The sequence below is a fragment of the Kluyvera genomosp. 1 genome, assembly GCF_001266615.1.
GTDB classification, from domain to species: domain Bacteria; phylum Pseudomonadota; class Gammaproteobacteria; order Enterobacterales; family Enterobacteriaceae; genus Kluyvera; species Kluyvera cryocrescens_A.
In genome coordinates, this window is record NZ_LGHZ01000038.1 from 84,072 (window position 1) to 97,728 (window position 13,657).

12 protein-coding genes are annotated in these 13,657 nt (G+C 52.9%); 7 read left to right on the forward strand and 5 right to left on the reverse strand.

Annotated features, from left to right (window positions below):
• The first annotated feature begins 193 nt into the window (after nt 1-193).
• Complete coding sequence (gene cirA / locus KP80_RS18745; protein WP_052285149.1) at nt 194-2,176, forward strand: catecholate siderophore receptor CirA; 1,983 nt, start codon at nt 194-196, stop codon at nt 2,174-2,176.
• A 63-nt stretch (nt 2,177-2,239) separates the two neighbouring features.
• On the opposite strand, the gene fghA is transcribed toward cirA, so the two are convergent.
• On the reverse strand, nt 2,240-3,076 hold the full coding sequence (gene fghA / locus KP80_RS18750) for an S-formylglutathione hydrolase (protein WP_052285150.1): 837 nt from the start codon (nt 3,074-3,076) through the stop codon (nt 2,240-2,242).
• A 333-nt stretch (nt 3,077-3,409) separates the two neighbouring features.
• On the opposite strand from fghA, the gene folE reads away from it, so the two are divergent.
• The 6 genes from folE to mglC all read left to right on the forward strand — a co-directional run bounded on the left by folE (nt 3,410) and on the right by mglC (nt 10,472).
• Entirely contained in the window at nt 3,410-4,078 is a 669-nt protein-coding gene (folE, locus tag KP80_RS18755) for a GTP cyclohydrolase I FolE (protein ID WP_052285151.1), read from the forward strand.
• A 21-nt stretch (nt 4,079-4,099) separates the two neighbouring features.
• Nucleotides 4,100-5,257, forward strand: a complete 1,158-nt coding sequence (gene yeiB, locus KP80_RS18760) for a DUF418 domain-containing protein YeiB (RefSeq protein WP_052285152.1) — start codon at nt 4,100-4,102, stop codon at nt 5,255-5,257.
• Between the two features lie 156 nt (nt 5,258-5,413).
• Complete coding sequence (galS, locus tag KP80_RS18765; RefSeq protein ID WP_052285153.1) at nt 5,414-6,436, forward strand: HTH-type transcriptional regulator GalS; 1,023 nt, start codon at nt 5,414-5,416, stop codon at nt 6,434-6,436.
• 291 nt (nt 6,437-6,727) lie between these two features.
• Nucleotides 6,728-7,726 (forward strand): galactose/glucose ABC transporter substrate-binding protein MglB, encoded by a 999-nt coding sequence (mglB, locus tag KP80_RS18770; protein WP_052285154.1) that lies wholly within the window; start codon nt 6,728-6,730, stop codon nt 7,724-7,726.
• Nucleotides 7,727-7,925: 199 nt separating this feature from the next.
• The gene (mglA, locus tag KP80_RS18775) at nt 7,926-9,446 is read left to right on the forward strand and encodes a galactose/methyl galactoside ABC transporter ATP-binding protein MglA (protein WP_052285155.1); all 1,521 of its coding nucleotides are present in this window, start codon (nt 7,926-7,928) and stop codon (nt 9,444-9,446) included.
• Between the two features lie 15 nt (nt 9,447-9,461).
• Nucleotides 9,462-10,472, forward strand: coding sequence for a galactose/methyl galactoside ABC transporter permease MglC (gene mglC / locus KP80_RS18780; protein WP_052285156.1), 1,011 nt, complete (start codon nt 9,462-9,464; stop codon nt 10,470-10,472).
• 160 nt (nt 10,473-10,632) lie between these two features.
• Here mglC and sanA read toward each other — a convergent pair whose 3' ends face one another.
• The 4 genes from sanA to KP80_RS18800 form a co-directional block, all read right to left on the reverse strand.
• Entirely contained in the window at nt 10,633-11,349 is a 717-nt protein-coding gene (sanA, locus tag KP80_RS18785; protein WP_052285157.1) for an outer membrane permeability protein SanA, read from the reverse strand.
• Between the two features lie 180 nt (nt 11,350-11,529).
• A complete protein-coding gene (gene cdd, locus KP80_RS18790; RefSeq protein WP_052285158.1) occupies nt 11,530-12,414 on the reverse strand; it encodes a cytidine deaminase in 885 nt (294 codons plus the stop codon).
• Between the two features lie 129 nt (nt 12,415-12,543).
• The gene (locus tag KP80_RS18795) at nt 12,544-13,239 is read right to left on the reverse strand and encodes a CidB/LrgB family autolysis modulator (protein WP_052285159.1); all 696 of its coding nucleotides are present in this window, start codon (nt 13,237-13,239) and stop codon (nt 12,544-12,546) included.
• Nucleotides 13,239-13,637, reverse strand: a complete 399-nt coding sequence (locus KP80_RS18800) for a CidA/LrgA family protein (protein WP_052285160.1) — start codon at nt 13,635-13,637, stop codon at nt 13,239-13,241. Before KP80_RS18800 ends, KP80_RS18795 begins: the two co-directional genes overlap by 1 nt.
• Between the last annotated feature and the right edge of the window lie 20 nt (nt 13,638-13,657).

Consider the following 13,657-nt stretch of genomic DNA (forward strand, 5'->3'; position numbering starts at 1 on the left):
GATAATTGTTATCATTACGTTTATCATCACGCTCCATACAAATGGATGAAGCCACTTCCTCTCCTGACTGGATAACGGGCTGAGGGGACTAGCCACATCTGCAAAAAAATAGGCCGTGGTCAGCGGCTTTAAGTAGCACCTGTGAGTAAGACCTCTTTGTATTAATTCAGTATTCACCTCATGGAGATATGGAATGTTTAGGTTAAACCCCTTGGTTCGGGGCGGGCTGTGCGCGTCCGTAATGTCCCTGGCGCTGCCTGTCGGCGCGGCAGCAGATAATGAAGTCATGGTCGTTACGGCGGCTGCTACCGAGCAAAGCGTGAAGGATGCACCTGCCAGTATTAGCGTGATCACCCAGGAGGATTTGCAGCGTAAACCGGTGCAAAACCTGAAGGATGTGCTGAAGGAAGTCCCGGGCGTACAGCTCACTAATGAAGGGGACAACCGTAAAGGGGTCAGCATTCGCGGCCTCGACAGCAGCTACACCCTGATTCTGATTGATGGTAAGCGCGTAAACTCGCGTAACGCCGTCTTCCGTCACAACGACTTTGACCTGAACTGGATCCCGGTTGACGCCATCGAACGTATCGAAGTGGTACGTGGCCCAATGTCCTCACTGTATGGCTCGGATGCGCTGGGCGGCGTGGTGAACATCATCACCAAAAAGATCGGTACGAAGTGGACGGGAACCATCACCGCTGACAGCACCATTCAGGAACATCGCGATCGCGGCGATACCTGGAACGGGCAGTTCTTTACCTCTGGCCCGCTGATTGACGGCCTGCTGGGGATGAAAGCCTTTGGTAGCCTGTCCAAGCGCGAGAAGGACGATCCGCAAACTTCCAACACCACGGCAACCGGCGATACGCCGCGTATCGAAGGCTTCACCAGCCGCGATGGTAACGTTGAGCTAGCCTGGACGCCCAATGAGAACAACGACATCACTGCCGGTTATGGTTTTGATCGCCAGGACCGCGAATCTGATTCGCTCGATCGTAACCGTCTTGAGCGCCAGAACTACTCGTTAAGCCATAACGGCCGTTGGGATCTTGGTACCAGCGAGCTGAAGTACTATGGCGAGAAAGTGGCGAATAAGAACCCTGGCAACGCCAGCGAAATCACCTCCGAAAGCAATACCATTGACGGTAAATATGTGCTGCCGCTGGGCGTGATTAACCAGCTGGTGACCTTTGGCGGCGAATGGCGCCACGATGAGCTTAAGGATCCGGTCAACCTGACCCGTGGCACCAGCAGTAAAACATCGGCCAGCCAGTACGCGCTGTTTATCGAAGATGAGTGGCGGATCTTTGAACCGCTGGCACTGACCACCGGTATCCGTATGGATGATCACGAAACCTACGGCGATCACTGGAGTCCGCGTGCTTACCTCGTCTATAACGCCACCGACACGGTAACGGTAAAAGGCGGCTGGGCGACGGCATTTAAAGCGCCATCGCTGCTGCAGCTGAGCCCTGACTGGGCGACCAACTCCTGCCGCGGCGGCTGCCGTATCGTTGGTAGCCCGGATCTGAAGCCGGAAACCAGCGAAAGCTTTGAAGTGGGTCTCTACTATCAGGGGGAAGAGGGCTGGCTGGACGGTGTCCAGGCGAGCGTGACCACCTTCCAGAACGATATTGACGATATGATCAACATTAACCGTACATCGAGCATTAGCGATGCGCCGGGCTACCCGAACTTCGTAGGTTTTGATACCAACAGCAGCGGTAAACGTGTGCCGGTATTCGCCTACTATAACGTCAACAAAGCGCGTATTCGCGGTGTGGAATCCGAGCTGAAGGTGCCGTTTGGCGATGAGTGGAAGATGACGCTGAACTACACCTATAACGATGGGCGCGATCTGAGCAATGGTGGTGACAAGCCACTGCAGGAGCTGCCGTTCCATACCGGTAATGGTCGTCTTGATTGGACGCCAGTGCAGGACTGGTCGTTCTATCTGGCAGCCAGCTATACCGGACAGCAGCGTGCAACCAGCGCCACGGCGAAAACGCCTGGCGGCTACACCACCTGGGATCTGGGCGGGGCATGGCAGGCAACGAAAGACATCAAACTGCGCGCCGGCGTGCTGAACCTCGGGGATAAAGACCTCAAGCGCGACGACTACAGCTATAACGAAGATGGCCGCCGCTACTTTATGGCCGTGGATTACCGCTTCTAATCTGTACCGTTAAGACGTCTGAAGTTTTGGCCTGATAGCGTGAGCTATCAGGCCAAAAGCGTTTTACTTCAGCAGATACTCAGCGTGGAAACGCAGATGATCTTCAATAAACGTCGCAATAAAGTAATAGCTATGATCATAGCCCGGTTGGATACGTAGCGTCAGCGGCCAGTCTTTCTGGCGTGCGGCTTCGGCGAACACTGCGGGTTGCAGCTGGTCTGCGAGGAACTGGTCGTTATCACCTTGATCAATCAGCATGGGAATGGCATCCGTGCTGCGACTTGCCAACAGCAGTTCGGTACTATCCCATTCGGCCCAGCGGGCTTTATCGTCGCCCAAATAGGCGCTAAAGGCTTTTTGCCCCCACGGAACGCGGCTTGGGTTAACAATTGGCGCGAAGGCTGAGGCGCTGCAATAGTGCCCAGGGTTTTTCAGCGCCAGCATCAGCGCGCCGTGTCCGCCCATTGAATGGCCACTTATTGCCCGGCGAGTGCTGACGTTAAACTCCGCTTCGATTAGCGCAGGCAGTTCGTTGCGCAGGTAATCGTACATTCGAAAATGTCCAGACCACGGAGCCTGTGTGGCATTCAGATAAAACCCAGCACCCTGGCCGAGGTCGTAACCGGCATCGTTAGCAACGTCTTCACCACGAGGGCTCGTATCGGGCATGACCAGCACAATACCCAGCTCGGCTGCGACTCGCTGAGCGCCGGCTTTGGTCGTGAAGTTTTCATCATTACAGGTGAGGCCGGAAAGCCAGTACAGCACCGGCGGTGGTGTTTTTTTCCCTTCGGGTGGCAAAAACAGGCTAAAAGTCATCGGGCAATTGAGCGTGGCGGAATGGTGCTGCCAGCGCTGCTGCCAGCCACCGTAACAGCGGTGCTCTTCGAGCATTTGCATGCAGGCTCCTCGCGTTTTTTGTCAGAATTAATTGTTCCATCATACAGATAATTCATCAGTGGTGAGTAACTTTCACTTCCGCATAACTACGACATGCTGCATCATAAAGATAACTTTACATTCACATCTGCGGTGCAAATTGCAGCTTGCCTTCACGCCATAGGTGCTTTTGTTGGGCGTCGTAGCGTTGGCCTGAAGACCGCTGGCTGACAGATAATAACGATTGCAATAATTATCACTACGAATACTGGATTCTGTGCGTCGCCTCACGCACAATGAGTACAAACTTTGCCCCCTATAAAGCAAAGCGCCACACCTGCAGGAGAAAAATAAATGCCATCACTGAGTAAAGAAGCGGTACTGGTACATGAAGCGCTGGTCGCCCGTGGCCTGGAAACGCCGCTGCGCCCGCCGGTGCGCGAAATGGATAATGAAACCCGTAAAAATCTGATTTCCGGCCATATGACTGAGATTATGCAGCTGCTGAATCTCGATTTGAGTGATGACAGCCTGATGGAAACGCCGCGTCGCATCGCCAAGATGTATGTGGACGAGATTTTCTCCGGTCTGGACTACGCCAATTTCCCAAAAATCACCGTCATTGAAAACAAGATGAAAGTGGATGAAATGGTAACGGTGCGTGATATCACCTTAACCAGTACCTGTGAGCATCACTTTGTTACCATCGATGGTAAAGCGACGGTAGCCTATATCCCGAAAGAGTCGGTGATTGGTTTGTCGAAAATTAACCGTATCGTGCAGTTCTTTGCGCAGCGTCCGCAGGTTCAGGAACGTCTGACACAGCAGATTCTGACTGCGCTGCAAACGCTGTTGGGCACGAACAACGTGGCGGTTTCTATTGATGCAGTGCATTACTGCGTTAAGGCACGTGGCATTCGTGATGCGACCAGCGCAACCACCACCACGTCGCTGGGTGGTCTGTTCAAGTCCAGCCAGAATACCCGCCAGGAGTTCTTGCGCGCGGTGCGCCACCACAACTAATCGTTTAACGGAGCAGGGTACATGGAGCGGAACGTCACGCTGGATTTTATTCGCGGCGTTGCCATACTCGGTATCCTGCTGCTGAACATTAGCGCCTTCGGCCTGCCGAAGGCGGCCTATCTCAACCCGGCCTGGTATGGCGAAATCGCTTCGCGCGATGCCTGGACGTGGGCCATTCTCGATCTTTTTGCGCAGGTTAAATTCCTCACGCTGTTTGCCTTGCTGTTTGGCGCAGGGCTCCAGATCTTGCTGCCCCGAGGGGCGCGTTGGATCCAAAGCCGCCTGACGCTGCTCGCGCTGCTGGGGTTTATTCACGGGCTACTGCTGTGGGACGGCGATATTCTTCTGGCTTATGCGCTGGTCGGCCTGGTGTGCTGGCGATTGGTACGCGAAGCGCGAGATGTTAAATCACTCTTCAACACCGGTGTGCTGCTCTATGTAGTCGGCGTTGCGGTACTGATCCTGTTAGGGTTGATTGCCGATAATGGGCAAAGTCGCTCCTGGGTACCGGATGCATCCAGTCTGTTGTATGAGCATTACTGGAAGCTGAATGGTGGAATGGAGGCTATCAGTAACCGCAGCGATATGCTGGCGGCTAACCTGTTGGCTCTCGGTGCGCAGTACGGCTGGCAGCTCGCAGGAATGATGCTTATCGGCGCATCATTAATGCGCTGCGGTTGGCTGAAAGGGCAGTTCAGCCTGCGCCACTATCGACGTTGCGCGGCCATTTGTATTCCGTTGGGTATCTTGATCAATCTACCGGCTATTATGGCCCAGTGGCATCTTCACTGGGATTACCGCTGGTGCGCGTTTTTGCTGCAGGCACCGCGTGAAATCAGCGCGCCAATTCAGACGCTCGGTTACGCGGCGCTGGCCTACGGCTATTGGCCGCAAATCAGTCGTTTCCGCCTGGCGGCGGCGGTGGCGCGCGTGGGGCGCATGGCGCTCACCAACTATCTGTTACAAACACTTATCTGCACAACGCTGTTTTATCACCTCGGGCTGTTTATGAAATTCGACCGCCTGACGCTACTGGCGTTTGTGGTACCGGTATGGCTGGTAAACCTCATTTTCTCGTGGCTGTGGCTACGCTATTTTCGCCAGGGGCCAGTTGAATGGCTGTGGCGACAATTGACCGCACGTGCCTCAGGGATATCATTCCGCAGCACATTTAGATAACGATCCAGATCACAACCATTAACAAAATGGATGTAACCGTTTCCAGCCCTGTGACTTCTCTCACGTAGTTGCTGCATCGACACTGCCAGAATAGCGCTCTTGCTGGACATAGGGGGTGTAACGTGAACTGCAGCAATTTATTACCGGACGGTGAGTATGATCACCATTCGTGATGTCGCCCGTCAGGCGGGCGTTTCCGTTGCCACCGTATCCCGAGTGCTGAACAACAGCGCACTGGTCAGCCAGGACACCCGTGATGTGGTGATGAAAGCGGTTTCTTCTCTGGGGTATCGTCCCAATGCGAATGCTCAGGCGCTGGCCACCCAGGTCAGTGACACCATCGGCGTAGTGGTGATGGACGTGTCCGATGCCTTCTTTGGCGCGCTGGTAAAAGCCGTGGATATGGTCGCGCAGCAGCATCAAAAATATGTGCTTATCGGCAACAGCTATCACGAAGCGGAAAAAGAGCGTCATGCTATCGAGGTGTTGATTCGCCAGCGATGCAGCGCGCTTATCGTCCATTCAAAAGCGTTAAGCGACCGCGAACTCAGCGAGTTTATGGCGCATATGCCGGGCATGGTGCTGATTAATCGCGTTGTGCCGGGTTATGCCCATCGATGCGTCAGCCTTGATAACGTCAGCGGCGCGCTGATGGGTACGCGTATGCTGCTCAATCACGGGCATCAGCGAATAGGTTATCTCGCTTCCAGTCATAATATTGAAGATGACGACCTGCGTCGTGAAGGGTGGGCGCGCGCGTTGCAAGAACAAGGCATCGTCGCTCCGGACAGCTGGATAGGGACCGGTTCGCCGGATATGCCCGGCGGTGAAGCGGCCATGGTGGAACTGCTGGGGCGCAATGCCGGGCTGACCGCCGTATTCGCCTATAACGACAATATGGCCGCTGGGGCACTCAGCGCATTAAAAGACAACGGCATTGCCGTGCCGCAGCAGGTTTCTGTTATCGGTTTTGATGATATTCCTATCGCGCGCTATACCGATCCGCAGCTCACCACCATCCGCTACCCGATTGTTTCTATGGCGAAACAGGCGACGGAGTTGGCACTTCTTGGTGCAGCAGGAAAGCTGGATAGTGAAGCGACTCACTGCTTTATGCCAACCCTGGTTCGCCGCCATTCGGTGGCTCAGCGGCAATTTGTGCATCCCATCACGAACTAACATGCTAATCGGATGTAACCGTTTTCAATCTGTGAGTAAATTCACAGATTGTTAACATTGCGATGGCTATGATGGCTGCGTTTAGTCGGTTGAAACATGATGTAACGGTGATTAATCACTTTTTATAGCGCATTTCAGCCGTAAACAAAGATTAAAGCGTAACCTGGATCGTTACTCAACACGGAAGAACAAATTTTTATCAGTGAATTTCGTCGAGCGGTAACATCCTATTAACGATTCCCGCCGACCATTATCATCTGAACTACCCTGCATAATAAAACCGGAGATACCATGAATAAGAAGGTGTTAACCCTGTCTGCCCTGATGGCTAGCATGTTTTTCGGTGCCGCAGCGCACGCAGCCGATACCCGTATTGGTGTAACGATCTATAAATACGACGATAACTTTATGTCCGTTGTGCGCAAAGCTATCGAAAAAGACGGAAAATCAGCCCCTGATGTACAGCTGCTGATGAATGACTCGCAGAACGACCAATCCAAGCAGAATGACCAAATCGACGTACTGCTGGCTAAAGGCGTTAAAGCACTGGCGATTAACCTGGTTGACCCAGCCGCTGCGGGAACAGTTATCGAAAAAGCGCGTGGTCAGAACGTGCCAATCGTCTTCTTCAACAAAGAACCTTCTCGTAAAGCGCTGGATAGCTACGACAAAGCTTACTACGTCGGCACTGACTCTAAAGAGTCTGGCATCATCCAGGGCGATCTGATTGCTAAACACTGGGCGGCAAACCCGAACTGGGATCTGAACAAAGATGGTCAGGTTCAATTTGTTCTGCTGAAAGGCGAACCGGGCCATCCGGATGCTGAAGCGCGTACCACCTACGTTATCAAAGAGCTGAACGACAAAGGTCTGAAGACCCAGCAGCTGGCGCTGGATACTGCCATGTGGGATACCGCTCAGGCTAAAGATAAGATGGACGCATGGCTGTCCGGCCCGAACGCTAACAAAATTGAAGTCGTTATTGCGAACAACGATGCGATGGCAATGGGCGCAGTTGAAGCACTGAAAGCACACAACAAATCTTCTATCCCAGTATTTGGTGTTGATGCCCTGCCAGAAGCGCTGGCGCTGGTGAAATCCGGTGCGATGGCCGGTACCGTGCTGAACGATGCCAACAACCAGGCGAAAGCGACCTTCGATCTGGCGAAAAACCTCGCTGACGGTAAAGGCGCCGCTGATGGCACCAAATGGAAAATCGAGAACAAAATCGTTCGCGTTCCTTATGTTGGTGTAGATAAAGACAACCTTAGCGAATTCACCGGTAAGTAATCTTTAATTAAACTCTAAATAATTCGAGTTGCAGGAAGGCGGCAAGTGAGGGAATCCCGATGAGCTTACTTAGGTAAGTGATTCGGGTGACCGAGTGCAGCCAACGCACCTGCAACTTGAAGTATGACGAGAATATATATGGCGCACATTTGTGCGCCATATAAAGACTGACGCAGAAATATCGCAGCCAGGTACAATTATGGACAACAATAATAGAGAGCCGTCTGGTGAATTCTTGTTGGAAATGAGCCAGATCAACAAGTCATTTCCGGGCGTAAAAGCACTCGATAATGTTAACCTGAAAGTTCGCCCCCATTCTATCCATGCATTAATGGGTGAGAACGGTGCGGGCAAATCAACGTTATTAAAATGTCTATTTGGAATCTATCAAAAAGATTCCGGCAGTATTTTATTTCAGGGTAAAGAAATTGATTTCCATTCCGCGAAAGAAGCGCTGGAAAATGGGATTTCGATGGTCCACCAGGAACTCAACCTGGTATTACAACGGTCGGTGATGGATAACATGTGGCTGGGACGTTATCCCACCAAAGGCATGTTTGTCGATCAGGACAAAATGTATCGTGATACCAAAGCCATCTTTGATGAGCTGGATATTGATATTGACCCGCGCGCTCGCGTGGGGACGCTATCCGTGTCGCAGATGCAGATGATTGAAATCGCCAAGGCATTCTCCTATAACGCGAAAATCGTGATTATGGATGAACCGACCTCATCGCTGACGGAAAAGGAGGTGAACCACCTGTTCACCATTATCCGCAAGCTCAAAGATCGTGGCTGCGGCATCGTCTATATCTCGCACAAAATGGAAGAGATCTTCCAGCTGTGTGATGAAATTACCGTTCTACGTGATGGGCAGTGGATTGCTACCCAGCCGCTGGAAGGGCTGGACATGGACAAGATCATCGCCATGATGGTTGGCCGTTCACTGAATCAGCGTTTCCCGGATCGCCAGAACACGCCGGGTGAGGTGATTCTTGATGTTCAGCATTTGACCTCGCTGCGTCAGCCGTCGATTCGCGACGTATCGTTCCAGCTGCGTAAAGGTGAAATCCTCGGTATTGCCGGGCTGGTTGGGGCAAAACGCACCGATATCGTTGAAACGCTGTTTGGCGTACGTGAGAAATCGGGCGGCACGATTACCCTGCACGGTAAAAAAATTAATAACCATAGCGCTAATGAAGCCATAAATAACGGTTTTGCGTTGGTAACCGAAGAGCGTCGCTCGACCGGTATTTACGCCTACCTTGATATTGGGTTTAACTCGTTAATTTCCAATATTAAGAATTATAAAAATAAAGTCGGACTGTTGGATAATTCTCGTATGAAGAGTGATACCCAATGGGTTATTGACTCCATGCGCGTTAAAACACCAGGGCATCATACGCAAATTGGTTCATTATCAGGCGGTAACCAGCAAAAGGTTATTATTGGCCGCTGGTTGTTAACCCAACCTGAAATTTTAATGCTCGATGAACCGACTCGTGGTATTGACGTTGGGGCGAAGTTTGAAATTTATCAATTAATCGCTGAGCTGGCGAAGAAAGATAAAGGGATTATTATTATTTCTTCAGAAATGCCTGAGCTGCTGGGAATTACTGACCGTATCCTTGTCATGAGTAATGGCATGGTTGCCGGGATTGTCGAAACGAAAACAACAACGCAAAACGAAATTCTCCGTCTTGCGTCATTGCATCTTTAATCGCAGGGGCTCGACATGAGTACGTTAAATAAAAAAAGCTTTCTGAGTTATCTGAAAGATGGCGGCATCTACGTCGTTCTTTTGGTTCTGCTGGCCATTATTATTATCCAGGACCCGACTTTCTTAAGTTTGTTGAACCTCAGTAACATCCTGACCCAGTCTTCTGTCCGTATTATCATTGCACTTGGCGTGGCGGGGCTTATCGTCACCCAGGGTACTGACCTGTCTGCCGGCCGCCAGGTGGGTTTGGCGGCGGTTATCGCCGCGACGTTGCTGCAATCTATGGAGAACGCCAATAAGGTCTTCCCAGAGATGGCAACGATGCCGATTTTCGTGGTGGTACTGATTGTCTGCGCGATTGGCGCGGTGATTGGCCTGATTAACGGTATTATCATTGCTTACCTCAACGTGACGCCGTTTATCACCACGTTGGGTACCATGATTATTGTTTACGGTATCAACTCCCTGTACTACGACTTCGTCGGTGCATCGCCGATTTCCGGCTTCGACAGCGGCTTCTCGACGTTCGCCCAAGGGTTTATTGCGCTGGGTAGCTTCCGCCTGTCGTACATCACTTTCTATGCGCTGATTGCGGTGGCCTTTGTTTGGGTGCTGTGGAACAAAACCCGCTTTGGTAAAAACATCTTCGCTATCGGCGGCAACCCGGAAGCGGCAAAAGTGTCCGGCGTAAACGTTGCGCTGAACCTGCTGGTGATTTATGCGCTGTCCGGTGTGTTCTATGCCTTCGGTGGCCTGCTGGAAGCGGGGCGTATTGGCTCAGCAACCAACAACTTAGGCTTTATGTATGAGCTGGATGCGATTGCGGCCTGCGTGGTCGGCGGCGTGTCGTTCAGCGGCGGCGTGGGTACGGTTGTTGGCGTAGTGACCGGTGTTATCATCTTTACCGTTATCAACTACGGGCTGACTTATATCGGCGTTAACCCTTACTGGCAGTACATTATTAAAGGCGCGATTATTATCTTTGCGGTAGCGCTGGATTCCCTGAAATACGCGCGTAAGAAGTAATTACACGCAGCAAGAAAAAGCCCGGCAGATGCTGGGCTTTTTTACGTCTATGAATAAGGGTTGGTGAGGGGAAAAGTCGGGTAAAGCACGAGTATCGAGTGATACGTAAACATATCAGCTCAATCTCGATGCGATGAGCTCTGCGGGCTTCAATGCTTTGCTACGGTTTCTTCTTTTGCAATTCTAACAGCTGCTCCGGCGTAACCGCCGGGTAGCCCTGGGCATTTTCCGGCAGCTCTTGCTGGGCAGGAATGGGAATCAGCGGGCCTAAGAAACGCGGCTCGCGTTTGAACAGATAGAGATCGGCCAGCGCGCCAAAGCGGGCACCGAATTCGCGCAGTCGTACGCTCCACATATCTTTGGGTGACGGTACGGCGTAGCACTGCGCCTGAATGCCCATATGCAGGGCGATAAACAGCGCACGCTCACAGTGAAAGCGTTGGGTGATGATGATGAAATCGTTGGTATCGAACACCTTGCGGGTGCGCACGATGGAATCAAGCGTCCTGAAACCGGCGTAGTCGAGCACGATATCTTCCGGTGCTACCCCGGCTTTAATCAGGTCGCGACGCATGGTCATCGGCTCGTTGTAGCTTTGCAGCGCATTGTCGCCGCTTAGCAGCAGGTAGTTGACCTTGCCGCTGTTATACGCGTTGAGTGCACCCTGCATGCGATAGCGATAATACTGGTTGATAACACCGGTGCGATAATATTTGGCGGTGCCGAGCACCACGCCGACCTGGCGATAGGGGAGGTCCTGTAGCTCGTCATAGATATAGGGCGCGGTTTTCCAGCTCATCCAGCGGTCAAGACCGAGCACGGTTATCAGCAGCAGGCCGCACAGGACTAACAGGCTGTATAACACACGCTTTAACATGAACTTGACTCAATAGTGGACGAGGGAGACATCAGGCTACTGTACCCGCTCGGCAAGCGCAAGAAACCATCGTTTAATTGCGGGGAAAATGGACAATTACCGCATTCGGCTAAGCGAAGTGTTGTAAAGCGCACCCGGAGTCGGCGTTTACACGCGTCGTCCGGGTAAGCGTGGCGGTGATTAACCTAACAGTACGCGGTCTATATTGTTGCAGCCCAGCGCTTTCAGCGTTGCGGCGGTGGCATCCCATTGGATAAGCGGTGCATCCGCACGTTCGGCCAGAATAGCGCGCTGAACATCCGGGTAGTCATAGCCGTTGAGGCTCAGCAGGTTCAGTGCACCCTGCAGCGGTGGCAGCGTTGGGTTGAAGGCGGCGTTTTCCGCGTAGCTACCGCTGAAAATCGAGCCGTCGCGCAGTTCCAGCGCCACGCCGGAGGGGGATTTGCTGTACGGCGTGTGGCTTTTGTTGGCGGCTTTAATTGCCGCCTGTGCCAGCGCGTCGCCCTCAAGCGGATAGCCGTGGTCCTGTTCATCCATCAGCAGGGTTTTGATATCCAGATCTTTTGGCCCAAATGCATCCGGCAGATAGTCCTGCAGCGTATGCGGCTGGCGGCCCGGCAGGTTAATGCGCAGCGCAAGCCCGCTGTTCAGTTCATTCATAAACTGACGGCAGTGGCCGCATGGGGTGTAGTTGACGGTAATCGCCTGCAGCGCTTTTTCACCGCACAGCCAGGCGTGGCTGATGGCGCTCTGTTCGGCGTGAACGGTTTGCTGCATGGTCGCGCCGAGGAACTCCATGTTGCCGCCGAAGTACCAGGTGCCGCTAACGCCGCGCGCGATTGCGCCAACGTTAAAGTTCGACAGGTCAGCACGAGCGCAGGCGGCTGCCAGCGGTAGAAGCGCAAAAGCGAGCGCGTCTTCGTCCAGCCCCGTCGCCTTTTGCAGCGAAGAGACCTGCTCGGCGCTCAGCTCGGCAGAGAAGTGCGGATCGGCTAGCAGTGGAGCGATAGCGGTCTGCAGATCTGCCGCCAGTTGCGAAAAAGCAGATTGAAAACGTGGATGCATGGCGTTGTGCCTCATAACAATGTAATGGGATCGTAGTGTACGGGGCGCGAACGCCTAAATTAGTGATCAATATCTCATTGTTAATGCAACGCATGTAACATCATTTAAAAATGTGTGATTTGTCTCGTTTTATCCCATGACTGCCAGAATGACGGGGAATAAGAACGGGGCAATCAGCGACGTCATGATGCCGCAAATCACCAACGCCAGAGAACTAAACGCCCCCTCCTGGTAATCCAGCTCGGCGCAGCGGGCGGTACCTAAGGCGTGCGATGCGGTACCCATCGATAGCCCGCGGGATGCTTTGGTGGTAATGCGCATCAGGTTGAGCAGCGTATGGCCAAATACCGCACCCAGAATACCGACATAAATGACGCACACGGCGCTGATGGCTGGGATCCCGCCAATGCTGCCGCTTACCGCCATCGCAATCGGCGTGGTGACGGATTTTGGCAGAATAGAGGCGGCGATCTGCGGTGACGCGCCCATCAACAGCGCCACCGAAGTGCCGGTGATCATCGCCACGGCGCTGCCGATAAAGCAGATGGTGATGATAGATTTCCAGCGCGCACGAATCTGGTGCAGCTGCTCATACAGCGGGTAGGCGAGGGCGACAACCGCCGGTTGCAGCAGATCATTTAAGACTTCGCTGCCTTTAAAGTAGTGATCGTAGGGGATCCCGGTCAGCATCAGGAACGGAATAATTACCACCATGGAAACCAGCAGCGGGTTCAGCAGCGGCATTTTAAAACGCGTACCCAGCTTACGGGCGGCAAAAAAGACGACTAAGGTCAGCGGTAGCGACCACCAAATATAATGCAGCATTATTTTTTCGCCTCTTCCTGACCAACAACTTTACGTTCACCGTGAACCAGATGCGAACTCCAGCTCACCACCACCAACACCACCAGCGTACTGACGGTGCAGGAGACCACCACCGGACCGAACTGGGCGCTTAGCAGCGCGAAGTACTGCATCACGCCAACGCCAATTGGCACAAACAGCAGCGCCATATAGCGAATCAGCACGTAGCAGCCGGGGTTAACCCATTTGGCGGGCAGAATTTGCAGCCCTAGCAGAACGAAGAGGATCAGCATCCCGATAATGCTACCGGGAATGGTAATCGGCAGCAGCGATGCAATAAAAATACCGGCGTAAAGACAGGCGTAGATCAGGACGAATGCACGCAGGTATTGCCAGATGATATTCAGTGATTTGAGCATGGGATTCACCTTTGGTGGAA

Coding starts and splice junctions, on each gene's coding strand:
- cirA (WP_052285149.1), top strand. CDS start 194: ATGTTTAGGTTAAACCCCTTGGTTCGGGGCGGGCTGTGCGCGTCCGTA.
- fghA (WP_052285150.1), bottom strand. CDS start 3,076: ATGCAAATGCTCGAAGAGCACCGCTGTTACGGTGGCTGGCAGCAGCGC.
- folE (WP_052285151.1), top strand. CDS start 3,410: ATGCCATCACTGAGTAAAGAAGCGGTACTGGTACATGAAGCGCTGGTC.
- yeiB (WP_052285152.1), top strand. CDS start 4,100: ATGGAGCGGAACGTCACGCTGGATTTTATTCGCGGCGTTGCCATACTC.
- galS (WP_052285153.1), top strand. CDS start 5,414: ATGATCACCATTCGTGATGTCGCCCGTCAGGCGGGCGTTTCCGTTGCC.
- mglB (WP_052285154.1), top strand. CDS start 6,728: ATGAATAAGAAGGTGTTAACCCTGTCTGCCCTGATGGCTAGCATGTTT.
- mglA (WP_052285155.1), top strand. CDS start 7,926: ATGGACAACAATAATAGAGAGCCGTCTGGTGAATTCTTGTTGGAAATG.
- mglC (WP_052285156.1), top strand. CDS start 9,462: ATGAGTACGTTAAATAAAAAAAGCTTTCTGAGTTATCTGAAAGATGGC.
- sanA (WP_052285157.1), bottom strand. CDS start 11,349: ATGTTAAAGCGTGTGTTATACAGCCTGTTAGTCCTGTGCGGCCTGCTG.
- cdd (WP_052285158.1), bottom strand. CDS start 12,414: ATGCATCCACGTTTTCAATCTGCTTTTTCGCAACTGGCGGCAGATCTG.
- KP80_RS18795 (WP_052285159.1), bottom strand. CDS start 13,239: ATGCTGCATTATATTTGGTGGTCGCTACCGCTGACCTTAGTCGTCTTT.
- KP80_RS18800 (WP_052285160.1), bottom strand. CDS start 13,637: ATGCTCAAATCACTGAATATCATCTGGCAATACCTGCGTGCATTCGTC.